This is a genomic window from Pseudomonas sp. K5002, assembly GCF_013386655.1.
In the GTDB taxonomy this organism is placed as follows: domain Bacteria; phylum Pseudomonadota; class Gammaproteobacteria; order Pseudomonadales; family Pseudomonadaceae; genus Aquipseudomonas.
In genome coordinates this window covers 1-22,203 of record NZ_JACARK010000251.1, presented here as the reverse complement: position 1 = coordinate 22,203, position 22,203 = coordinate 1, and the positions used below count along the sequence as shown (strand labels likewise).

Genomic DNA, 22,203 nt, shown 5'->3' with positions numbered 1-22,203 from the left:
GGCCACGCCGACCGCCGCGCTGGCCGCATGCAATTCGGCTTCGGCTTGCAGCACGTCCGGGCGGTCGTGGGCCAGTTCGGACGGCAAGCTGACCGGCAGCGTGGAGGCCGAGGCAAATCCAGCCAGTTCGAAATCCGGTGCGCGCCAATCCGCCGGGCCCTTGCCCGCCAGGATCGACAGCGCATGCCGCGCCGCATCGCACTGCTGGGCGAGTGGTGGCAACAGGGTGCGGTCCTGCGCCAGTCGCGTTTCGGCCAGGGAGACATCGAGCTGCGTCGTCGTGCCGCTGTGTTGCGCCGCGCGCACCAGTTCGAGGTTTTTCGCGTCGGTGGCGAGCAAGGTCTGCACCGCTTCCATCTGCGCGCTGGCCGAGGCCATCAGCAACGCCTGGCTGGCGACGTCGCCCGTCAGCGTCAGGTACGCCGCCTCGAAGCGATGCTGCTGGAAATCGGCTAATGCCTGCTGTTGCTCGACCCGGCGCTGATTGCCGCCGAATACGTCGAGGTCGAAACTGACCTGCGGCCCGACGCCATAGAAGTTCGTCACCGCTGGCCGCGCGGCGTTGTGCACGCGCTGGCGGCCCGCTTGCGCGGCGAAATCCACCTGCGGGAAAAGTGCACCCTCGGCCGCAGCCACCGAAGCGGCGGCCTGACGCAACGTCGCGTCCGCTGCCGTCAGCTCAAGATTGCCGGCAATCGCCCGGCGCATCACGCTGTCGAGCGTTTCGGAATGAAAGGTCGACCACCAGTCGACGCTGACCTTCTGACTGAAGGAAACGTGCTGCTCAGCCTGCACGTCATAGTGCGGCGAAGCGGTAACGGACGGCGCCTTATAGTCCGGGCCAACCGAACACGCGGACAGGGTCATGACGGCCGTGATAACAAGCCCATGGGATTTCATTACGCACACTCCGGAAAACTAGTGGGTCGTGACAGGTTTACGCAGCAGCAGCACCAGCGGGCTCACCACCAGCATTGCCCACAGCAGAATCTTGAATTGGCCGACCACCGCGATGAAGGCGGCCTGGCCGGTGATGGCTTCGTTCAGCGCGGCGAATCCCGCCAGGGGCGTCGATGCGGGGACCGAATGCACAGTCAGGTGGCCGGCCAACGCCACGTGCATCGCCTGGGTGTTGTTGAAGAAGAACCACTGCACCACCGCCACACCCAGGGTGCTGCCGTAGACGCGGGACAGGTTGAACAGCCCGCTGCCTTCGGGGCGCAACGTCGGGTCGAGGGTGCTGAACGCCACCCGGGAAAGCGCCGGCATCAGCAGGCCCAGGCCCGCGCCCTGGATTGCGCCAGCCACTGCCACCGGCCAGCCGTCCATCAAGGGTGAATAGCCGAGCATCGAGTGGTTGGCGTAGATCACCACGGCGATCCCGGCGACCACAAATGGGCGGCCGTCGAGATGCGCAGGCACCTTGTTCATCAGCCAGAACGCACCCAGCAGCCCCACGCCACGGGGGATGGTGAGGAAGCCTGTGGTGTCGGGCGGGAAGCCCAGCAGTTCATCCAGCATCGGCGAGGTCATCGCCATGGTCGGCAGCAGCACGAAACCGACGGCGAAGAACAGGATGGTCGACAGCACGAAGTTGCGGTCGCGCAACAACCCCTTGCTGATGAAGTGTGTGCTCGAGGTGAACCGGTGCATTGCGAACAGGTAGAACCCCAGAGCACTGGTGGCGGCTTCCAGCCAGATCTCGGGCGAGTCGAACCACTCCAGGCGCTGGCCACGGTCGAGGACCATTTGCAGGCCGATCACGCCGAGGGTGAAGCTGGCGAAGCCTGCGAAATCAAACGCAGCAGCGCTGTTGGCTTTCTTCTCCTGCTGCAACATCGCCACGATCAAGAAGGTGTACGCCAACAGCGGCAGGCTGGCGTAGAACATCCAGCGCCAGCCGAAATGCTCGCTGATCCAGCCGCCAATCGCCGGGCCGCTGACAATCCCCAGCAACCCGATCGCCGTCCATGACGGGCCGAATTTTGGCCGTTGCGTCGGGGCCAATGTCTCCAGGGCGATGGCCATCGACAGCGGCGCCAATACGCCGCTGGCAGCCCCCTGGATGATCCGCGCGCCGACGAATTGCAGTGAGGTGGTGGCCTGTGTCGCGAGCAGCAGGCCGAGGGCGAAGATCAGCATCGCCGCCTGGTAAACCGCCTTCACGCCGAAGCGCGCAGCAAGCCACTGAGCCACCGGCAATGTAATCGCGCTGGCCGCCAGGTACGACGTGAAGATCCACCCCGCCTCGTCATCCGTCATCGACAAACTGCCCTGCACAAACCGCAGGGCCGAGTTCGGCAGCGACACGTTGACCGCCTGCAACCAGGTCACCAGCAACGCCGCAAACCGGAGAGTACGTGCGCCGTTCATGGGCCGGTCCTGATATCAACCGTCACCGTGGCGCTGGTGCCGGAGAACAGCGGCAAGTCCGCGTTGGCATCGTCCAGTTCCAGGCGCACCGGCACCCGCTGCACCACCTTGACCCAGTTGCCGGTGGCGTTTTCCGGCGGCAGCAGCGCGAAGTCGGCACCGGCGCCCGGGCTCAGGCTGGTGATGTGCGCCTTGAAGGGATGATCCGGGTAAGTGTCGAGCTTGATGGTTGCCTGCTGACCGGCTCGCATATGGGTCATCTGGGTTTCGCGAAAGTTGGCTTCGACCCAGGTGCGACGGGGCGACAGCAAGGCGAAGGCCGGCGCGCCGCTGTTCAGGTAATCGCCGACCTGCACGTCATCCACCTTGGCCACCACGCCGTCGTCGGGGGCATAGACCGTCGCGTACGAGAGGTAGAGTTGCGCCTCGTCGAGCTGCGCCTGGGCCTCGCGAATCGCCGGGTGTCGGTCGATTTCGATGTCGGGATTGCCGTTCAGCGCCACCACCGTATTGGCGATCTGCTGCTCGACGGACGCTACGCGTTGCCGGGCGACTTTCAGGTCGGTATCGGCCCGTTCGAACACGGCCTGGGACACGAACTCGGTGGCCACCAGGGCCTTTTTGCGGGCGAATTCCTTCTGGTCGAAACCCGCCGATTCCTTGGCCGCCTGCAACTCTGCCTGCTGTTGCCGGTAGCTGGCCTTGAGGCCTTCAATCCGCAGGCGCGCCACGCTCAATTGCGCCTGGGCACGCTCGACCGCGACCTGGAACGGCTCGGGGTTGATACGCAGCAGTACCTGACCCTTGTGTACCGACTGGTTGTCCTCCACAGCGACCTCCACGACCTGCCCGGATACCCGCGCATTGATCGACGCCTTCGCCACTCGGGCATACGCGTTATCGGTGGATACGTACGGCGCATCCTTGAGGTAATACACATACCCGGCCGCTGCAATGAGTACCGGAAAGCCCACCATCAACAGTGAACGCCAGGGGGTGCGGGTCGTGTTTTCCAACGCATTGCTCATGATCGAATCACCTTTGCTGAGCCCGGGATTTCTGAGGCCTTAATTTTGTGCAATGATGTAAGAATATCGACCCACCCACCTCTACTCAAGGATTTTTGTACGCCATGGCACAAAAAAAGATCACAGAGGCAAAAGGCCGTGGCCGCCCACGGGCCTACGACCCCGAAACGGCAATGCAAAAAGCCCTCGGGGTGTTCTGGAGCACCGGCTATTCCGGCGCCTCACTGGACAGCATCGCCACCGCCGCCGGGATGAACAGGCCAAGCCTGTACGCCGCGTTCGGCGACAAACACGCGATCTACCTCAAGGCACTTGAGCAGTATTGGGGTCTCGCTTCTGCCGCCATCGACGAGGCGCTGGACGACCCGAGCCTGACCCTCGCAGAGGCGTTGATGCGCTTATATGAAGGCCAGTTGTCGATCTACTTTTCGGGGGATGGCGAGCCACGGGGCTGCTTTATCATCGGCACCGCGACCACTGAAGCGGTGGAGGATGCGGAGATTCGCGCCGTGCTTTTGCAGCGCCTCGACGCACTCGACGCCCATCTCGAAACCCGCTTGCGCACGGCCATCGAGGCCGGCGAGTTGAAAGGTGGTGCAGACCCGGCAGCCGTCGCCGTCCTCGCCGCGTCTTTGGTGCACAGCCTTTCGATTCGTGCACGGGCGGGCAAACCCCACGCCGAATTGATCACCCTGGCGCGCAATGCCGTGCAGGTCATCTGCGGATGAGTGAAGGACTGGAAGACATTCTGGCCGAGCACCTGGCCGTGATTTTCTGCGGCATAAACCCGGGGCTGAAGGCCGCCACCACCGGGCATCACTTCATGGGCAGGAGCAATCGGTTCTGGCGCACGCTGCACCTGGCCGGGTTTACGCCCCATGAAGTGCAGCCGGAGAACGACCGCACGATCCTGCAATACCAGTGTGGACTGACCACGGTGGTGGAGCGGCCTACGGCCCGGGCGGACCAGTTGTCGGCGGATGAATTCAGGGCGGCGGCGGCTAGTTTTGAACGCAAGATCGCACGCTACGCGCCACGGTATGTGGCGTTTCTGGGAAAGGCCGCCTATAGCGCGTTGAGCGGGCAGAAGCAGATTGCCTGGGGACTTCAACCGCACACCTTGGGGTGTGCGGCGGTGTGGGTTCTGCCCAATCCCAGCGGCAGGAACCTTGGGTTTACGCTCGACCAATTGGTGCAGGCGTACCAGCAATTAAGGCTGGCAACACTCAGTCCCGATTAGAACTCAACTTCTCCCACAAAAACCTGTAGACCAGCGCACTCATATGCGCAGCCTGCGCATTGTCTGCCGCCCCGCCGTGCCCACCTTCGATATTTTCGTAGTACGTCACGTCCTTGCCGGCCTCGATCATCTTCGCCGCCAGTTTGCGGGCGTGGGCTGGATGCACCCGGTCATCGCGGGTCGAGGTCAGGAAAAACACCGGTGGGTAGGCCTTCGCCGGATCGAACAGGTGGTATGGAGAAAACGTCTGGATGTACGCCCACTCTTCAGGTACGTCCGGGTTGCCGTATTCCCCCATCCACGACGCCCCGGCCAACAGGAGGTGATAGCGCTGCATGTCGAGCAAGGGCACCTGGGAGACGATTGCACCGAACAGTTCCGGGTATTGAGTAAGCATATTGCCGACCAACAGACCACCGTTGCTGCCACCCTCCGCGCCCAGATGTCGGGGCGAAGTAACCCCGCGGTCGATCAGGTCACGGGCCACTGCGGCAAAATCTTCGTAGGCACGCGGACGGTTCTGCTTGAGTGCGGCCTGGTGCCAGCGCGGGCCGTATTCACCGCCACCGCGAATGTTGGCAACCACGTACACCCCGCCCTTCGAAAGCCAGGCGCGGCCTGCCTTCCCGGAGTAATACGGGGTCAGGGAGTATTCAAAGCCGCCGTAACCATAGAGCAAGGTCGGCGCCGTGCCGTTGCGCGGCAGGTCTTTGCCGAGCACCAGGAAATACGGCACACGAGTGCCATCCCTGGAGACCGCAAAGTGCTGCTCGATCACGTGCTGGCTGGAATCGAAAAAGGCCGGCAGGGTTTTCAGTACCTCGGGCGGATGACCGATCTCGGCCAGCGACAAGGTGGTCGGCGTCAGGTAGTCAGTGGTCACCAGCCAGACGGCATCACTGTCGTCGCTGTCCACTGCGCTGGCACCCACCGTCCCCATGCTCGGCGCCCCGGTGAACGGGCTGTGCTGCCAGCCGTTCGCGCCGGGAGTGAGGACGCTGAGGCGGTTCTTGACGTGATCCAGTACGTTCAGCACCAGGTGATTCAGCGTCCAGAAAAACCCTGCCAGCGAGGTGCTGTCCGTAGGGGTGAACAGCACCTCGAAATCCCGCTGGCCTGCCATGAAGCGATCAAACCGGATCGCCAGCAACGAGCCGGCCACGAACACCTCATCGAGCGTCCAGTCCTCCCGCAGTTCCAGCAGCAGCCAGTCTTTGTACACCGACTTTTCCGCCGAGTTCGGCGCGTCGATTTTGCTTAACTGGTTGTCGCTGCCCCGCAGGTACAGCTCGTTGTTGTAGAACGCCAGCGTGCGGCTGACGAAGTCACGCTCGTAGCCGGGCGTGTCGTCGTGCATCGCCGCGATGTACATATCATCCAGCGCGCCTTCATAGACAAGACTGGCGGCACTCAGCGGTGTACCGCGCTGCCACTGCTTGACGATGCGCGGGTAACCGGAACGGGTCATCGTGCCTTCGCCAAAATCGGTATAGACATAGACGTTGTCACGGTCGATCCAGCCCAGGCCGCCCTTGGACTCGGGCAACTGGAAGCCGTCTTCGACCCAGGTCTTGCTGGCCAGATCAAACTCGCGGGTGACATTCGCATCGGCGCCGCCACGGGACAGTGCCAGCAGGCAGCGCTGGTAGTCCGGGCGCAAGAAATCAGCACCGTGCCACACCCAGTTTTCGCCCTCGGCGGCGTTCAGTGCGTCAAGGTCCAGCAACGTTTCCCAGGCAGGCTGAGGCTTGCGGTACTCCGCCAGCGTGGTGCGACGCCACAGGCCCCGCGGGTGGGCGGCGTCCATCCAGAAGTTGTAGTAATAGGCGCCGACCTTATCGACGTAGGGGATGTTGCTGTCCGAGTCCAGTATCTCCAGCACCTCGGCCTGGATTTGCTTGAAGCTGCCGGAGCGGGCGAGCCGGTCTTCGGTCTTGAGGTTCTGGGCGCGTACCCAGTCCAGTGAACGCGTGCCGTCGACGTCTTCAAGCCATTGGTAGGGATCATTGGACGTTTCGGGAAGTTTTGACATGTTCGAATCCTGTCGAAAAGCAGAAATGGATAGCGTGCCCGACTTTGAGCCTTTTTGAGTGATAAAAAAAGCAAGAAACCGGGTGCGCTAGCCGATCTGATCGGCGATACATGGCGGACGTACCGCAGGCTGGTGCGGCAGGAGGACAAGCGATGGCTGACAAAAACATATGGATGCTGATGGGCGCAGACGCAAGCCCCTTCCCAAGCCCCGAGCCGGGAACGCTGGGCGGCCACCGAGGCGGCAAGCGCTATGGAAAGCTCGACTGTCGTGCGGCGCTGGGAGCCATTGCGCGTGGCGGCTACGTGAAAAATCGCGTGTTTTTTCTCGATGAAGCGACGGCTGTCGCCGCGGGATTTCGTCCTTGTGCGGTGTGCATGCCAGCCGAATATCGCCTGTTTCGAGGGCACGCCTGAATCGAGTGTCCGGGACAAATTCCGGGCAAAAAAAAGCCTGCATCGCTGCAGGCTTTTTTACTATCTGGCTCCACGACCTGGACTCGAATAGAAGATTAAGCATCTGTTTTAAAAGTAAATTATGTCGACTTATAAAATATTTATCCCTAAGGTTATCCTTATTAAGCCCGGATTTTATACGAACTCTTTGGATCCCCATGAGCACGGCAGTTGCGTCCGTCCCGCCTACCGATCAGTGCAGTAGTTCGTTCCTCGTGATCACTGTGTCAGTCAGAAACGGACTTTAGTTGGGTGGTTTAGGTATTGAAAAAGACGTCCTGAATTTCGACAGGTTTTGATTCGTGGTTTGCATTCCTGCCGGCTAATCAATGGCATTGATGCTGACCATCTTTTGCATCCGACTTGACCGATACTCGTAGAGAAGGTGACCGGCAGTGAGCAACCCAAAGCTGACGATTGCGATGGGCAGAAATTGGCCGTTCTTTGCCGGTCGCGACGGGCAAGAGTCGGCCAGAAGGTACCATTGAGTAACGGCAACAATCGACCCAAAGTAGAAACTTAGGGAAGCAAACTGGCTCTACCACCACGGTTACGATTCAGGAGGACTATTCCCGAATGGGACTGATGCCCTCTAGAGTCGAGAATGATGTGTCTTTCGCCGTCAGCAGAAAATCCCTCATGTAGGGTGTGGTCAGCATGTCCGTACGCACCGCAGCGAATAGAGTGGGAAATAGGCCTTTGTCGCCCAGGCGTCGAGCTGTGACATATCCACGAGACGTGTATTCGTGCACGGCCCAGTTTGGTAGGCAGCAAATCCCTCTACCAGATGCGACGAGTTGCATCATCATCACGGTCATTTCTGAGGTTCGTATGTTGAGCGGTTCGACATCGGCGGGGTCAAGGAAACGAGTGAAGATGTCGAGCCGGTCTCGGTCGACGGGATAGGTGATCAACGTGAAGGGCTTCAAGTCCATTGGCAGAATAATACTTTTCCCAACCAGTGAATGATGGTTATCCACGGCCAGCAATGCTTCATACATGAACAGCGGCACATAGGTAACGCCACTCAGGTTTATCGGATCGGAGGTCACGACCAGATCCAGATCCCCTCGGGCTAAAGCTGGAAGCGGCGCGAATGAAAAACCTGATGCCAGATCCATCTCCACCTCAGGCCATGAGGTCCTGAAGGCGTCAATGGCTGGCATCAGCCACTGGAAGCAGCTATGACACTCAATTGCCAGGTGCAAACGCCCAGCAGAGCCTCCCGCTAACCGGCTGAAATCGCGCTCAGCTTCCCTCATCAATGGAAGCACTTCATCCGCCAGCCTGAGCAATCTAAGACCCGCACTGGTAAAGCGCATCGGTTTGGTCTTGCGCGCGAACAATGTCATACCCATCCGCTCCTCCAGCTCTTTGAGCTGATGGGAAATGGCTGACTGCGTCAGGTTCAAACGCTCAGCCGTCTCCACCAGACTGTTGGTGTCACGCATGGTTTGTACGGTTTTAAGATGACGAATATCGATCATGATCATGAATAAAATTTGAGTTGTCATAGACTAAAATTAGTTTGTCTCACCATAGATTAATTGACGACAATGGGTCTAGAGATAAACGAATTGCAGTCGCCTGCTTCTCAGGGGTTAATCCTCCTCGTATTTCCGTGTATGGGAGGCGACTGTGAACCTGGAAATCCCGCTGAGAACTCGCGATGACAACGGTAGATCGACCTCAACTCACCTTGCCGAATGGAGCCGATAAGCTGCTCCTCCACTCTTGCTGTGCTCCCTGCTCTGGAGAGGTGATGGAAGCGATCACGGCATCGGGGATCGACTACACAATTTTCTTCTACAACCCGAACATTCACCCTGCACGCGAGTACCTGCTGCGCAAGGACGAGAACATCCGTTTTGCCGAAGACCACAACGTGCCGTTTGTGGATGCCGACTATGACACCGACAACTGGTTCGCTCGTGCTAAAGGGATGGAGCATGAACCTGAACGCGGCGTACGTTGCGCCATGTGCTTTGACATGCGTTTTGAACGTACGGCCCTGTATGCCTTTGAGCATGGATTCAGCGTGATCAGCAGCTCGCTAGGGATTTCTCGTTGGAAGGATATGAAGCAGATCACTGATAGCGGTATCCGCAGCGCGCAGAAATATCCTGGAGTCAGCTATTGGGATTACAACTGGCGCAAGGCGGGCGGTTCGGCACGGATGATCGAGATCAGCAAGCGTGAGCGTTTCTATCAACAAGAATACTGCGGCTGTATCTACTCACTGCGAGACACCAATCACCATCGCAAGGATCAAGGGCGAGACATCATCCGTATCGGCGTGAAGTATTACGGGGATGACCGTGATGATGGCTCGGTTGGTAGGTAACCGGCCAGAAACGGCACTCATATGCAAAAGGAAAATTCCTCACTTTATGTCGTCACTGGAGCCGATGAGGATGTGCGGCTGAATGATGAGATCTCTCCGATACGGATAAAACATGAGTGTGTTGAAAGAAGCACTGCACGATGGCGTATTCACTTGCGTCGTTGAGTTTGTGCCCAAACCATCATCGGAGCGTTTTGCTGCTTTTGAGGCTCTCATGGAGCATGCACGGCTTCACGAGTGGCCGCTCGTCGCCGCCGTGGCAGACCGTGTTGGCGGTAACCTGGATGTGGGCCCTGTGGACGCATGTGCTGCTTTCAAACGCCCAATTCCGGTGCTCATTCATTTTTCTGGAAAAGACCGCGAGCGTTCCGACCTGTTGGCACAACTGGACAGGCTGGAAAACCTGGGTGTAAATCAGCTGCTGCTCATCAGTGGCGACCGATTGTCAGGACGTGAGCCTGGCCAGCGCCCGGTGCGTTATCTCGAATCGGTGCCCGCGCTGCAAATCGTTCGTGCGGCTCGCCCGGACTGGCTGTTGGGCGCTGCGCTCAATCCATTTAAATATTGCGAGGAGGAAGGCGGCGCCCAGTACCTCAAGGCACAAAAGAAGCTTGCTGCGGGTGCCGATTTTCTCACTGTACAACTCGGCTTCGACACCCAGAAGCACTTGGAAGCGCTTGCTTGGATGGCTGAACAGGACAGGCCTAAGCCACTTCTGGCTTGCGTGATGGGGTTAACCCCGCAACGCGCCAACATGCTTCAGCGTACCTGGCATCGTGATCAGCCCCTCTATGCTTAAAGCGCTGGCTGCTGAGGCAGCTATCTCAGAGGATCATGCACACTTGCGCTGCATTGATCGCTTGGCTCTCCAGATCGTCGGCTTGCGGTTGATGGGATATGCCGGAATCCACCTGTCCGGTGTCCACACGCCAGATGAGCTTGTAGCGTTGGAACAGCGGATTTCCATTTGGGTCAGCCAAATCGATTCCCTGAAACAGTGGCAGCCAGCTTGGGAAGCTAGTTGGCACTTGGATGGCCAACGTTGCAGTCACTTTTAACCCCATTGGAGGCAATTGGTATCGGGGCGAATCCAGCGTGAAGGCGACTCTGAAAGAAACGTTTCGCTACCACGTATTGTCGGCCTTCCATTCTCACCTTTTCAGTCGAACCACGGGGCTCAGCAAGGCTTTCGGCTGGAGCGTACAGCGCTCTGTATGGTCTTCCGCTACGGGGTAACGATGGTTGCACCAATTGGAGCGAAATCTGAAACGTCCCGTGATGGGCTGCAACACCTGCGGGCAGTGTCGTCTTGAGGATACGCTGTATGTCTGTCCCGAAACATGTCCGAAAGGATTGGCCAATGGCCCCTGCGGCGGCAATCAACTCAACCGTTGCGAGTTCGGGGATCGGGAGTGCGTACACAGTGTGAAGTACCGTACCGCCAAGTCAGTAGGTCAGTTTCCAGTTCTCGCAGATCGCTTGATTCCGTGCGTTGAGCTGGGCAGTAGACATCGTAGTTCCTGGCCACACTGGTTTGCTGCCGATTCCAGGCAGTCTGGAAAAGCATCCGAATGAAATCGAAAGAGCAGCAGGCGCATGAGCCGAGAATTGAGCATTCAGGATCGACCAGACAACTGATAGCGCCTTTAGTTATCGAAGCGGTCAAGCAGAATCGCTACCAGGTAGCGCGCAGATATGGCCGGGTCACTATCGCCTAGCATGAGTATTTTTACGTGCGAGCACAGGATATTCTGGTACATAGCGACGTTTTTCACACGTATCAAAAAGAAGGACGTCAACGGTTGCTCGATGCAGATGTATACGGGGTGATCGACAGGGGCCTCCACGATGACCTCACCGCTGCGCCTACACGCCATCATGAGCGTGACTAATATTCTTTTGAAATCAATTCGTTTTTGTTCATGTAGCCTGCCTGCTTAAAATGCGTGCAGCACTTCACGGTGGCTGATCTACAGGCCGTCGAGCGAAGGAAGAGAATGTTGATCAAAGCTGAAAGAGGCAATGCGCCAGTTCAGGCTTGTCAAAAATATAGGTGCAGGTCACGATGAACAATGAATTCACATTTGCTATCAAGAAAATTTGTTTTGATGAAAACTACTTTCCCTCAGACAATACGCGCATTACGACCAACTTTGCTAATTTAGCAAGAGGAGAGAGTCGTCAGGAGAATTTGCGTAACACTTTAAAGATGATTGACAATCGATTTAATGCTTTGGCGCACTGGGATAATCCGACCAGTGATCGTTACGCGGTCGAGTTGGACATTATCTCCGCTGAAATGAAAATTGATCCTGAAGGTTGCGGCCAACCTATTCCGTTAATTGAGATTTTGAAGACAACCATTGTTGATCGAAAAACCAATGAACGCATCAATGGCATTGTAGGTAATAATTTCTCATCCTACGTGCGAGACTATGACTTCAGTGTGAGACTGCTGGAGCACAACAAGAACCAGTCGGAGTTCAGCACCCCAGATGACTTTGGCGATTTGCACGGCAAACTGTTTAAGTGCTTCGTCAACTCAAGCGCTTACAAAGATCATTTCGACAAGCCACCTGTCATCTGCCTGAGCGTATCAAGTACCCGGACATACCTGCGAACCGAGAACCAGCACCCTGTCCTGGGCTTTGAGTACCAGCAAGATGCGTACTCTTTGACAGATGAGTATTTCAGGAAAATGGGCTTGAAGGTTCGTTATTTCATGCCGCCGAACAGTGCTGCGCCACTGGCTTTCTACTTCTCAGAGGATTTGCTCGGTGATTACACCGATCTTGAGTTGATTGGCACCATCAGTACAATGGATACGTTCCAGAAAATCTACCGTCCTGAGATTTACAATGCGAACTCCGTAGCTGGAAAGTTCTATCAGCCTAGTTTGAAGCATCAGGACTACTCATTGACTCGAATTGTTTATGATCGAGAAGAGCGTAGCCGACTGGCTGCCGAACAGGGAAAGTTTGCCGAAGAACAATTCATCAAGCCATATCAAGCCATTCTTGATCAGTGGTCTGTTAGCTGCGCGCTTTAATAATTTAAATCAAGGTCATTTTTAATGAAAAAACTGTTGCCTACTTCGACCGCTGGTAGCCTGCCTAAACCTTCCTGGCTTGCACAACCTGAAACGCTTTGGTCACCCTGGAAATTGCAGGATGAAGAACTAGTTGAAGGTAAACAAGACGCTCTGCGCCTCTCATTGCAGGAGCAACAGCTGGCCGGTATCGATATCGTCAGTGATGGCGAACAGACTCGTCAGCACTTTGTGACGACCTTCATCGAGCATCTCGAAGGTGTCGATTTTGAGAATCGTGAAACCGTCCGGATTCGAGATCGCTACGATGCCAGCGTGCCGACGGTTGTAGGTGCGGTTGCTCGGAGAAAGCCGGTGTTCGTCGAAGACGCCAAATTTTTGCGCCAGCAGACGAAGCAGCCGATCAAGTGGGCCCTACCTGGCCCAATGACCATGATCGATACCCTCTACGATGCTCACTATAAAAGCCGTGAAAAACTGGCTTGGGAATTTGCGAAGATTCTCAATCAGGAGGCCAGAGAGCTGGAGGCTGCCGGGGTAGATATCATCCAGTTCGATGAGCCCGCATTCAACGTGTTCTTCGACGAAGTGAATGACTGGGGTGTAGCCACCTTGGAGCGAGCCATCGAAGGGCTTAAATGCGAAACCGCCGTGCATATTTGCTACGGCTACGGCATCAAGGCCAACACCGATTGGAAGAAAACGCTTGGTTCGGAATGGCGCCAATATGAAGAGGCGTTCCCCAAGTTGCAGAAATCCAGCATCGATATCGTCTCGCTGGAATGTCATAACTCTCACGTCCCTATGGATTTGATCGAACTCATTCGGGGCAAAAAAGTAATGGTGGGGGCCATTGATGTGGCAAACCATGCTATCGAGACGCCCGAGGAGGTTGCCAATACCCTGCGCAAGGCACTTCAGTTCGTCGATGCCGACAAGCTCTATCCATGCACCAACTGCGGCATGGCTCCGTTGCCTCGTCAGGTGGCAAGGGGCAAGTTGAATGCGTTGAGTGCAGGCGCAGAGATCATTCGGAAAGAGCTGTCGAACTAGGAACTGCGATGTCACTCACTGCCGCTACCAATGCTACAGCTATTGCCATCGAGCCCGTGAGCTTTCGTGAGGCGCTCGGGCATTACGCCTCCGGTATTACGGTGATCACATCGCACACCGGTGATGAGCCGATTGGCTTTACTTGTCAGTCGTTCTATAGCGTTTCGATGAACCCGCCGTTGGTGTCGTTCAGCGTCATGCGCAGTTCGGCCAGCTATCCGAAGATTCGCGAGGCAGGTCGGTTCGCAGTCAATATTTTGTCCGGTGAGCAGGCCGGGATTTCCAACCAGTTCGCTCGCCGAGGCACGGATAAATGGCAGGGAATCGAATGGCAGGAATCGCCGCTGGGCAATCCGGTCATCGATGGCAGCCTGCATTGGCTCGATTGTGAGATTCACGCCGAGTATATCGCGGGTGATCACGTGATCGTGATTGGTGAGGTGAAAGCTTTGGATCTGCAAAAAGCTGATACCGAACAGCCATTGCTGTATTTCAAAGGGCAGTATCGCAACCTGGCGGCGCATGGCGCAGTTTGAGCGACGAGCGTTTTTCTGCGTAACCGGAGTGGCCACAAACCACTCCTTTATGCTGCGTTAAAGCAAATTAGACGCCTACAGCCTTGCGAGATGGGTATAGGGCCAACTCGGCAACCTTGCCGAAAATCAGTCCTAGGCTAGTCCACAGTACGATCTGGATACCTAACGACGCCGTACGGAACTTCCACAGCAGTACCGCAGAGAAGTTGTCTGGCACCTCATTGATCGTTGGGAACAAGTAAGCGGCGACCGATACGATGACTAGATAAAGCGCGACACCACTGATGGCGCCACTCCAGATGCCGTTTTGGCCGATCAGCTTGCGGCCCACATTGACCGAAATCACGGCGCCGATCACAGACACCAGCATGATCAGGAAGAACAGTTGAGTGCGCAATCCGATTGTGTCTGGGTTACCAACCGAAGGCGGATTCGGCGGATACTTCAGGCCAGGAATAAGAAACACCGCCACGAACGCGGTCAGTGCCAGCAGTGCTGCCAGACCGCAAGGCCCGACACGGCCAATGCGACCCAACGCGTAGGCGAAAACCAGCGAGAAGATGCCGCCCAGCGATACGCTGTACACGACAACGCCAGTTAGCAGGCCAGCGCTGCCCTGCACGTCGCGGCTAACCAGTTCCTCCTCTTCCTCGGCGTCACCGTGCATATGCGCCATGCTTTCTTCGAAAGCAATCGCCTTGTCCACCTGTGGCTCACCAAACACTTTGGCGAATCCAAATGCCAGAAGGCCTGCAATTAGACCGACAAGCATGCCCCTGACGAGTAAACGACCAGTCATGTGAAATACCTCAAGAAATCAGTGGCAGGGGAAACCCAGAAGATGACGACTATCGTGTACGAACTCGTGCACGTACATGCCTTTGAATACCGCCGTGGCGCCTTGTTCGGCGCCGACGAAGTAGATCGCGAGCATTAGCAGCAGGCCACCGAAGATTGCCCAAGGCAGCACTTCACCCAGAGGAATGGTAGGGATGGAGATGTCGGTATCAGTTGCAGCGGTATAAGCCACGAAAACCTCCTGGGATTTCGCGTCCCGTTGACGGTGGTAAGGATCGAAGAAAGGTCTGGCTTTCGGCAATGAGCCGACCACAGTGGCGCGACCGCGTCAGAGTTAGACCGACTTCTTGCTTCGTAATAAATGGATACAACTCCGCTAGTGTAGTCCTTCCCTGCTTAAGCTCACATGAATTTTTACCGTGCAGCACGAACCACGATATCCGCTTAGGCTGAGTTTTTTCCAAAGAATGGAGAAGGGAGATTTTGCAGCGGAGTGACGGTTATTGGCTGTTTTCTGACCTTCGCTTAGCGGTTGAACTGCCAGGATTTTCCTAGTCGATAAGTGAGTAATTGCATGGTCAGCAAATAGTAATAACGCGTCGAGTCAGTGCGCTGGTTTAGGTGGTGCTTTAAAAACCACGCAAGGTGTTTTCTCTGCCAAGTCCATGGGTTGTCGCGCTGCCATCGCTCAGCGATTGCTGTTTGGATAGCCTCCGCCTGACGAAGGTGGCGTTGGCGTGTGGAATGCGATCCGGTCAGAACGCCGGCCAGGAACAGCTCCATATCGAATGCCTTGCTCATGTTCGACCGCCAATGTAAGCCGACACCACGTCGATACGGCCGTGCCCGAGTTCATCGCTGATTTGTACTCGGGCCTCCTGATCTAACCGTCGGTCGAGCTGATAGCAGCGGCCACCGTTGATGGGCGCGAGATGATGGGTGATCTGTTCATAGCGTTCACACGCATAGGCCGCCCGCAAGTCGTGAAAGCCTTTGAGTTCGTGCGTATGGAGGAGGTCTCGAACGGGGCGGACGGAGCTCTGTGTGAAGTCCAGATAACTTTCGTGCGGTGCTAACAGGTTGTGGCTACCGTCAGGCGAGACATGATGGGCGAATGCCAGAGCGCCGCGGATTTGATCGTTCACCGTGATCCAGCGAGGGGCCGACGCACCTGAGCGGCCACCTTTGGTGACATCCTGGATGTTCATCTTGCCGTAGTGTTCGGCCTCACGTTTTAAACGCGGTAGGTCCGCCAATATGACCTCGCGTAAGCGCATGCCGGTGGCTCGTGCCAACTGAGCGATCGCCGCCGCGCGCGGCATTTGGTGTTCGCAGAGCACGTCGACGATCCGCTTCACCTGTTCGCGGTCTTGGCCTTGCGGCACTGAACGACGAACAGTGGTGCGTCGCATTCCCAGCGCCTCACTCGGGCTCGGCACTTTCACATACTGATCACCGCGAAGCGCGGCCATGGTTCGATTCACACTGGACAACCGGTTTTGCGCAGTGGCGATAGCCAGCTCACCTTGTCCAACTTGTTGGCGCAGATGTCCGGTGTAGTCCAGCAAGGTTTGGCGATCTATCTGCCGCGCATCGTTAAACCCTAGCCCATCCTCCGACCGACACCAGCGCACAAACGCCTGCCACCGATCACTGTGTGCCTTGACCGTGCCGTAATGTCCGCCGCCAAATAGGTCTTTGAGCGCTTGCGGCCCGGCATAGCTCAACTGCCGACCATAGCCAAAATTGCGTCCATCTCGCCTGCCCACCAGTGCCATGATAGAAGTCCTCTCGAAGCCAAAACTTTTAAAACTGTCCCCACGTCATCCCGCCAAGAATGTTGAGTGTTATCAGGGATCAAGGCCCCTGCGACCTGTGAGGGTTGTCCACTAACGCGGGACTGGCGGCTCTTTACGACCGTGAGCTTGGGCATCTCATGATCTAGCCTCCTGAGCACTTCCGAAGAAGTGGGCGGGCGGAAGCTGCGCTGGCTGACGAGACCAATGCGCGAGATCCTGAGTCGGGTGAAGGCAGTGATGCGATGACTGGGGCATGCCTGACTGTCAGTCAGGTGCAGTCCATTCCGTGGGCTGCGGCACCATCATCTGCATCGCTGTTGCTGGTGACTTCGGTGTTTGTCGCGCCGATTGTCACGAGGGGGAATGCCGCAAAGCCTTGTACGAGGTGGGCTGCAGCAGTGGTAGGAGTGCCCGTCTCTTTCCGGGAGAAAGAGACGGGCAAAGTGGATAATTTGGGTCAAGGCTCGAATTTTCCGGAGCTCTGCGGTGGTGGATGAAATTATTCACCGGCGGAAATCGGTGGTTTTCCACAGATAGCTATATGGGCTTTAGATTTTTTAAGGGAGGTCCATCCAAACAGGGCGGCTTTGCAGCCCTATTTGGATGGACCCGCGTGGACAAAGCGGATCACTGAGATATGAGGACCGAGCGCTTACTCAGTTGCGCCACGTTTTGCTTTTAGGCGAGTGACATTCCCACCCGTCTGATTGGCGAATTCGCGTGGGCTGACATGCTTCTGCTGATTAGCCTCAAGGTAGCGACTCCACCAGTTCATGATCAGCCTGCGCTCTTCGATGAACTCGGCCTTGTGGATGTACGCGGCGCGGACGTTGTTGCGTTCCTTGTGGCTCATCTGCCGCTCAATGGCTGTGTCTGTCCACAAACCTGACTCGATCAGTGCGCTGCAGGCCATCGAACGAAACCCATGCCCACAGATCTCGGATTTGGTGTCGTACCCCATCTTCCGAAGCGCGCTGTTCACCGTGTTTTCGGACATTGGTTTCCAAGATTTGGTATCGCCTGCGAACACCAAGTCAAATTTGCCTGTGATTGCGTAGATCTGTTCGAGCAGGGCGATCGCTTGCGGCGATAAGGGTACAAGATGGATATCGCCTGCCATCTTCGTACCCCTTGTGGAAAAGGGTACGCCTTCCAACGCTGGTCGCGTGTCGGGTATTTCCCAGACGCCACGTTTGAGGTCGAACTCGCTCCAGCGGGCGAAGCGCAGCTCGCTGGAGCGTACAAACACGTGCAGCGACAGCAAGACCGTCAGCCGGGTAAGTGCGCGGCCTTTATAAGTGTCGATCCGTTCCTGCAATTCAGGCAAACGCGATAAGGATAAGGCGGGGCGGTGGATGACTCGCGAGGCTTTGATCGAGCCTACGAGGTCGTAAGCAGGGTTTACGGTGATAAGCCGGAGGCGCTTTGCCTCGCGCATGATGCTCTGCAGGTAGTTTTGTACCCTTAAAGCAATGTCTATCGTTCCGCGCCTCTTAATCGCGTCCAGGGGCCGCATCAGGTCGTGGGTATCAAGGTCAACAATGGCGCGGGCGCCGATCAGCGGGAAGAGGTGAGTTTTGAGGCGATTCATCACTGTCTTGGAATAGTCTGGTGCCCACTTGGCTGACATTTCCGTGTGCCAGCCGAGGGCAACGCTTTCAAAGGTGCGGCCTTTGATCAGAGCGTCCGTCTTGGCTAGGTTCTTGGCTCCTATGGGGTCAATGCCATCCGCCAGCATTCGCTTGACCTCCAAGCGCTTACGGCGCGCATCCGCGAGGCCAACGATGGGGTAGTTGCCGAATGAGGTCAGTCCTTCCCGGCCATCAGGTTTGACGTATCTGAGACGCCAGCCTTTGCGGCTATTGGGTTGGACTAGAAGGTAAAGGCCGTCGCCGTCGAAAAGCTTGTAGGCGCGGTCTGTGGGCTTGGCCGAACGGCAAGCGGCGTCGGAGAGTGGAGCAGTAGTGCGCGACATAAGGGTACTCCCTATTATCGAACTGACCTTTATCCCAAACTCTACCCTTAAAATGGCTGGTACCCACCGGAATCCGACAGAACGCCAAAATGAAAAAACCCGCCAGAAGGCGGGTTTTTCGGGGGTTTCAGAGATTTTGAAAGCCTTCTCTGGAACCTTGTATGGCTCCACGACCTGGACTCGAACCAGGGACCCAATGATTAACAGTCATTTGCTCTACCAACTGAGCTATCGCGGAATGCGCCGTATGCTACTGATTGAAAAGGAGAAGTCAAGCATTCAGTGAGATTTTTGCTTCACCCCAGGTGCGCCGCGCTGGAAAATCACCACGCCACTTCCTGTCACGACGCTGTCATACGTCAACGCCAACATCCGCAGATACCCCGCCCCTACCCTCTTCTTGAAGGACGACACATGCACACTCGCTCAGGCCCGCCAGCGGTAAAAACCCTGCTTGCCCGTTTTATCGTTATCGGATGCAGCCTGACGGTGAGCGCGTGTGACAGTGTGACCGGAAGCGCGCCTGCCGCCTCTGGTTCCTTCAAAACCCTGGACGGCGCACCGCCGCTGGTTATCGGCCATCGCGGCCTGCCAGGACTGTACCCGGAAGAAACCCGGGCCTCCTACGAGCATGCAGCCGACGCTGGTGCGGATTCGCTGGAGCTGGACCTGCACATGACCAAGGACTGTGTATTGGTGGCCCGGCACAATCCCTGGTTGAGCGACAACACCAACATCAGCGACGTCGCGAAGACCAATCCCGAAGTTGCACGCCGCAAGCGCACGGTGCCGGGTGTACTGGTTAACGTCAGGTATCCGGCCACTGCAGAAAATGGCCCGGCCCAGTACCTGAGTGATCTGACTGACCCCAACGATCCAAAATCCGTGTTGAAGTCCTTGATCGTGGATGGCGAAGACCATACCAACGACTGGTCAATCAGCGATTTCACCCTGGCCGAACTCAAGCAATGGATCGGCGGCACGACGTATGATGCCCGCGACGAGCGCCCGACCGAACTCAACGGCAAGCTGCCGATCCTGAGTTTCCAGGAAGTGATCGACATCGCGAAAGCCAAAAGCGCCGCCACGGGCCGCGTGATTACCACCTACCCGGAAAGCAAGAACCCGATCTGGAACAATGCCCAGGCCATCGCCAACGGCTGCGGCTCGCCGGGCAGTCATCCGTTCGAAGCGGCGTTTCTCAAGACCCTTGAAGACAACAACCTCAATCGCAAAGACGCGCCGGTGTTCGTGCAGAGCTTCGACCCGAACAGCCTGAAATACCTGCGCTCCATCGGCCTGCAAACCAGGGCGGTTCAACTGGTGGATGGGAACGGGGTGAACTTCAAGACCGGCGAGACCATTTTCATCACCGACAAACCCAACACCTTCGTCAGCGGCCGCCCCTACAGCTGGACCGTCGCCGGCGACCCACGCGCCTTTGGTGCGATGCTGACCCCGGCCGGGCTGGCCGAGGTCAAGACCTATGCCGACGGCATCGGGCCATGGAAGCCGCAAGCGATGTCGCTGACCGCCGCTTCAGCGCATAACCCCGGCTTGCCCGAGGTCGATACCTTCAAGCCCACCAGCCTGATCAGCGATGCGCACAAGGCCGGCCTGTTCGTGCATATTTTCACCTTCCGCAACGAAGCCAAATACCTGGCAGGTGCCTACAAGGGCAACCCGGCGGCGGAATACATGGCCTTTTTCCGCGCCGGTGTTGACGGTGTGTTTACGGATTTCACGCCGACTGCCGTTGCGGCCCGAACTGCCTACCTTAAAGAAGTCGCGCGCTAAAAAGTCGTGCGCAAAGATGGCGGCCTTATGGGCCGCCATCCTTCAGTCGAGTTGCTCAATCACCCCTCCTGCCTTGAGCTGCCCCAACTGCTCTGCCGACAACCCGAGGCGCTCGCCCAGTACCTCATCGGTATGCTGCCCCAACATCGGCGCCGGCCTTACATACTCTACCGGCGTGCCCGACATCTTGATCGGGCTGCCGACCATCTCGAACTGCGGATTCCTGGGATGCGGGATCTTCACCATCAACCCACGGGCAATCACCTGCGGCTCTTCCAGGGATTGCGCGATGTTGTTGATCGCCCCCACCGGTACTTTCGAGGCGTGAATACTCGCCACCCACTCGTCCGCCGTGCGCCCCAGAAAGTGCGCCGACAACAGTTCGACAATCTCCGCCCGATGCGCAACCCGATCGGCATTGCGCCGAAAGCGCGGGTCTTCCGGCAGGTGCGGCAAACCGATGCTGTGGCACAGCGCTACAAACTGGCTGTCGTTGCCGCAGGCAATAATGAAGTCGCGGTCGGCGGCGCGGAACACCTGGTACGGCACGATGTTGGCGTGGGCGTTGCCGAAACGCTGCGGCACCTTGCCCGAGGCCAGGTAGTTCATGCTCTGGTTGGCCAGGGTTGCCACTTGTACGTCCAGCAGCGCCATGTCGATGTGTTGGCCAACGCCGGTGCGTTCGCGGCTGAGCAGCGCGGCCTGGATCGCGACGGTGGAATACAGGCCGGTCATCAGGTCGGAGAACGCCACGCCGACTTTTTGCGGGCCGCCGCCGGGCAGGTCGTCGCGTTCGCCGGTGATGCTCATCAGGCCGCCGATGCCCTGGATGATGAAGTCGTAGCCGGGTTCTTCGGCGCGCGGGCCGGTCTGGCCGAAGCCGGTGATGGAGCAGTACACCAACCGTGGATTGATCTCGGCCAGGGTCGCGTAATCCAGGCCATAACGCGCCAGGGAACCGGCCTTGTAGTTTTCGATCAGTACGTCGGAGCTGGCCGCCAGGGCCCGCACCAGTTCCTGGCCTTCGCTGGTGGCCAGGTCAATGGCCACGGATAGTTTGCCGCGGTTGGTGGACTGGTAATAAGACGCCTGCCCGGACGACTCGCCGGTGTCGGTCTTCATCCACGGCGGGCCCCAGCCGCGGGTATCGTCGCCACTCTGTGGCCGTTCGATCTTGATCACTTCCGCGCCCAGGTCGGCCAACACCTGGCCACACCAGGGCCCGGCCAATACCCGGCTTAAGTCCAGCACCCGCAAACCTGTCAATGCACCCATTATTCTTGTCCTGTGATGAATCGAAATCAGCCGACTGCCGGCTCTTCATGACGCAGGGAAATCCCCAGCGCCGCACGCCGCCGCAGCCAGGGGCTGGGGCGATAACGTGGGTCGTGGGTAAGTTCGCTCATGCGTTGCAAAATCGTGAGGATGCGCCGTGGCCCGAGGGCATCGCCCCAGGCGAGCGGGCCTTGTGGATAACCCAGGCCGAGTTGTACGGCCTGGTCAATGTCGTCGACGCTGGCGATGCGTTGCTGGGCGATATCGCAGGCCAGGTTGACCACCATCGCCAGGGTGCGCTGGGCAACGAAGCCGACGCTGTCGCTGATCACTGTCACACCTACACCGTCACTGGCGAGCAACGCGTGGGCGGCATCGCGGGTGGCGGTGGACGTCAGCGGGTTTTGCATCAGGGTGCGGTGGCGCGACAGGTCGGTCAGCAGGTCGAT

20 protein-coding genes, 1 tRNA gene, 1 pseudogene and 1 riboswitch are annotated in these 22,203 nt (G+C 57.6%); of the genes and pseudogenes, 9 read left to right on the top strand and 13 right to left on the bottom strand.

Annotated elements, in window-relative coordinates; translation table 11 throughout:
- The 3 genes from HX846_RS13315 to HX846_RS13305 all read right to left on the bottom strand — a co-directional run.
- Positions 1–900 (bottom strand): efflux transporter outer membrane subunit (locus HX846_RS13315; RefSeq protein WP_178965531.1); only part of this gene is annotated, 900 nt, incomplete at its 3' end.
- An 18-nt stretch (positions 901–918) separates the two neighbouring features.
- On the bottom strand, positions 919–2,373 hold the full coding sequence (locus HX846_RS13310; protein ID WP_177009478.1) for an MFS transporter: 1,455 nt from the start codon (positions 2,371–2,373) through the stop codon (positions 919–921).
- On the bottom strand, positions 2,370–3,401 hold the full coding sequence (locus HX846_RS13305; RefSeq protein WP_003216514.1) for an HlyD family secretion protein: 1,032 nt from the start codon (positions 3,399–3,401) through the stop codon (positions 2,370–2,372). Before HX846_RS13305 ends, HX846_RS13310 begins: the two co-directional genes overlap by 4 nt.
- 104 nt (positions 3,402–3,505) lie before the next feature.
- On the opposite strand from HX846_RS13305, the gene HX846_RS13300 reads away from it, so the two are divergent.
- Both HX846_RS13300 and mug read left to right on the top strand, forming a co-directional pair.
- Positions 3,506–4,129, top strand: coding sequence for a TetR/AcrR family transcriptional regulator (locus tag HX846_RS13300; RefSeq protein ID WP_003216516.1), 624 nt, complete (start codon positions 3,506–3,508; stop codon positions 4,127–4,129).
- Positions 4,126–4,641: a G/U mismatch-specific DNA glycosylase gene (gene mug, locus HX846_RS13295; protein ID WP_102368472.1), complete on the top strand. Its 516-nt coding sequence runs from the start codon at positions 4,126–4,128 to the stop codon at positions 4,639–4,641. The genes HX846_RS13300 and mug overlap by 4 nt, the downstream gene beginning before the upstream one ends.
- On the opposite strand, the gene HX846_RS13290 is transcribed toward mug, so the two are convergent.
- A complete protein-coding gene (locus HX846_RS13290) occupies positions 4,628–6,673 on the bottom strand; it encodes a prolyl oligopeptidase family protein (RefSeq protein WP_178965530.1) in 2,046 nt (681 codons plus the stop codon). The genes mug and HX846_RS13290 overlap by 14 nt on opposite strands.
- Before the next feature lie 152 nt (positions 6,674–6,825).
- Between HX846_RS13290 and HX846_RS13285 the strand changes: the two genes are divergently transcribed.
- A complete protein-coding gene (locus tag HX846_RS13285) occupies positions 6,826–7,089 on the top strand; it encodes an Ada metal-binding domain-containing protein (protein WP_178965529.1) in 264 nt (87 codons plus the stop codon).
- Positions 7,090–7,694: 605 nt separating this feature from the next.
- On the opposite strand, the gene HX846_RS13280 is transcribed toward HX846_RS13285, so the two are convergent.
- A complete protein-coding gene (locus HX846_RS13280; protein ID WP_087692965.1) occupies positions 7,695–8,615 on the bottom strand; it encodes a LysR family transcriptional regulator in 921 nt (306 codons plus the stop codon).
- 182 nt (positions 8,616–8,797) lie between these two features.
- On the opposite strand from HX846_RS13280, the gene HX846_RS13275 reads away from it, so the two are divergent.
- The 5 genes and pseudogenes from HX846_RS13275 (at position 8,798) to HX846_RS13255 (ending at position 14,110) form a co-directional block, all read left to right on the top strand.
- Positions 8,798–9,472, top strand: coding sequence for an epoxyqueuosine reductase QueH (locus HX846_RS13275; protein ID WP_087692942.1), 675 nt, complete (start codon positions 8,798–8,800; stop codon positions 9,470–9,472).
- A gap of 112 nt (positions 9,473–9,584) precedes the next feature.
- Positions 9,585–11,047 (top strand): annotated as a pseudogene (locus tag HX846_RS13270) (methylenetetrahydrofolate reductase C-terminal domain-containing protein).
- A gap of 490 nt (positions 11,048–11,537) precedes the next feature.
- Complete coding sequence (locus tag HX846_RS13265; RefSeq protein WP_087692944.1) at positions 11,538–12,521, top strand: DUF1852 domain-containing protein; 984 nt, start codon at positions 11,538–11,540, stop codon at positions 12,519–12,521.
- Between the two features lie 24 nt (positions 12,522–12,545).
- Positions 12,546–13,574: a methionine synthase gene (locus HX846_RS13260; protein WP_087692945.1), complete on the top strand. Its 1,029-nt coding sequence runs from the start codon at positions 12,546–12,548 to the stop codon at positions 13,572–13,574.
- 8 nt (positions 13,575–13,582) lie between these two features.
- Positions 13,583–14,110: a flavin reductase family protein gene (locus tag HX846_RS13255; protein ID WP_087692946.1), complete on the top strand. Its 528-nt coding sequence runs from the start codon at positions 13,583–13,585 to the stop codon at positions 14,108–14,110.
- Between the two features lie 67 nt (positions 14,111–14,177).
- Here HX846_RS13255 and HX846_RS13250 read toward each other — a convergent pair whose 3' ends face one another.
- The 6 genes from HX846_RS13250 to HX846_RS13225 form a co-directional block, all read right to left on the bottom strand.
- Positions 14,178–14,909 carry a CbtA family protein gene (locus HX846_RS13250; RefSeq protein ID WP_087692947.1) on the bottom strand — a complete coding sequence of 244 codons (732 nt, stop codon included), beginning with the start codon at positions 14,907–14,909 and terminating at the stop codon, positions 14,178–14,180.
- Between the two features lie 18 nt (positions 14,910–14,927).
- Positions 14,928–15,140, bottom strand: coding sequence for a CbtB-domain containing protein (locus HX846_RS13245; RefSeq protein WP_087692948.1), 213 nt, complete (start codon positions 15,138–15,140; stop codon positions 14,928–14,930).
- Between the two features lies 1 nt (position 15,141).
- A riboswitch (adenosylcobalamin (AdoCbl) riboswitch) is annotated at positions 15,142–15,281 on the bottom strand.
- 152 nt (positions 15,282–15,433) lie between these two features.
- Positions 15,434–15,709, bottom strand: coding sequence for a hypothetical protein (locus HX846_RS13240; RefSeq protein ID WP_087692949.1), 276 nt, complete (start codon positions 15,707–15,709; stop codon positions 15,434–15,436).
- Entirely contained in the window at positions 15,706–16,686 is a 981-nt protein-coding gene (locus HX846_RS13235) for an integrase domain-containing protein (RefSeq protein WP_087692950.1), read from the bottom strand. Before HX846_RS13235 ends, HX846_RS13240 begins: the two co-directional genes overlap by 4 nt.
- Positions 16,687–17,359: 673 nt before the next feature.
- On the bottom strand, positions 17,360–18,682 hold the full coding sequence (locus tag HX846_RS13230) for an integrase arm-type DNA-binding domain-containing protein (RefSeq protein ID WP_178965528.1): 1,323 nt from the start codon (positions 18,680–18,682) through the stop codon (positions 17,360–17,362).
- 162 nt (positions 18,683–18,844) lie between these two features.
- A tRNA-Asn gene (locus HX846_RS13225) sits at positions 18,845–18,920 on the bottom strand.
- A 176-nt stretch (positions 18,921–19,096) separates the two neighbouring features.
- Here HX846_RS13225 and HX846_RS13220 point away from each other — a divergent pair.
- Complete coding sequence (locus HX846_RS13220; RefSeq protein ID WP_178965527.1) at positions 19,097–20,479, top strand: glycerophosphodiester phosphodiesterase family protein; 1,383 nt, start codon at positions 19,097–19,099, stop codon at positions 20,477–20,479.
- A 42-nt stretch (positions 20,480–20,521) separates the two neighbouring features.
- Here HX846_RS13220 and HX846_RS13215 read toward each other — a convergent pair whose 3' ends face one another.
- Both HX846_RS13215 and HX846_RS13210 read right to left on the bottom strand, forming a co-directional pair.
- Positions 20,522–21,754 (bottom strand): CaiB/BaiF CoA-transferase family protein, encoded by a 1,233-nt coding sequence (locus HX846_RS13215; RefSeq protein ID WP_003216714.1) that lies wholly within the window; start codon positions 21,752–21,754, stop codon positions 20,522–20,524.
- Positions 21,755–21,780: 26 nt separating this feature from the next.
- Positions 21,781–22,203, bottom strand: a 423-nt coding sequence (locus HX846_RS13210; protein ID WP_256739812.1) for a 3-hydroxyacyl-CoA dehydrogenase family protein, incomplete at its 5' end; no start/stop codon positions are given.

Coding starts and splice junctions, on each gene's coding strand:
- HX846_RS13310 (WP_177009478.1), bottom strand. CDS start 2,373: ATGAACGGCGCACGTACTCTCCGGTTTGCGGCGTTGCTGGTGACCTGG.
- HX846_RS13305 (WP_003216514.1), bottom strand. CDS start 3,401: ATGAGCAATGCGTTGGAAAACACGACCCGCACCCCCTGGCGTTCACTG.
- HX846_RS13300 (WP_003216516.1), top strand. CDS start 3,506: ATGGCACAAAAAAAGATCACAGAGGCAAAAGGCCGTGGCCGCCCACGG.
- mug (WP_102368472.1), top strand. CDS start 4,126: ATGAGTGAAGGACTGGAAGACATTCTGGCCGAGCACCTGGCCGTGATT.
- HX846_RS13290 (WP_178965530.1), bottom strand. CDS start 6,673: ATGTCAAAACTTCCCGAAACGTCCAATGATCCCTACCAATGGCTTGAA.
- HX846_RS13285 (WP_178965529.1), top strand. CDS start 6,826: ATGGCTGACAAAAACATATGGATGCTGATGGGCGCAGACGCAAGCCCC.
- HX846_RS13280 (WP_087692965.1), bottom strand. CDS start 8,615: ATGATCGATATTCGTCATCTTAAAACCGTACAAACCATGCGTGACACC.
- HX846_RS13275 (WP_087692942.1), top strand. CDS start 8,798: ATGACAACGGTAGATCGACCTCAACTCACCTTGCCGAATGGAGCCGAT.
- HX846_RS13265 (WP_087692944.1), top strand. CDS start 11,538: ATGAACAATGAATTCACATTTGCTATCAAGAAAATTTGTTTTGATGAA.
- HX846_RS13260 (WP_087692945.1), top strand. CDS start 12,546: ATGAAAAAACTGTTGCCTACTTCGACCGCTGGTAGCCTGCCTAAACCT.
- HX846_RS13255 (WP_087692946.1), top strand. CDS start 13,583: ATGTCACTCACTGCCGCTACCAATGCTACAGCTATTGCCATCGAGCCC.
- HX846_RS13250 (WP_087692947.1), bottom strand. CDS start 14,909: ATGACTGGTCGTTTACTCGTCAGGGGCATGCTTGTCGGTCTAATTGCA.
- HX846_RS13240 (WP_087692949.1), bottom strand. CDS start 15,709: ATGAGCAAGGCATTCGATATGGAGCTGTTCCTGGCCGGCGTTCTGACC.
- HX846_RS13235 (WP_087692950.1), bottom strand. CDS start 16,686: ATGGCACTGGTGGGCAGGCGAGATGGACGCAATTTTGGCTATGGTCGG.
- HX846_RS13230 (WP_178965528.1), bottom strand. CDS start 18,682: ATGTCGCGCACTACTGCTCCACTCTCCGACGCCGCTTGCCGTTCGGCC.
- HX846_RS13220 (WP_178965527.1), top strand. CDS start 19,097: ATGCACACTCGCTCAGGCCCGCCAGCGGTAAAAACCCTGCTTGCCCGT.
- HX846_RS13215 (WP_003216714.1), bottom strand. CDS start 21,754: ATGGGTGCATTGACAGGTTTGCGGGTGCTGGACTTAAGCCGGGTATTG.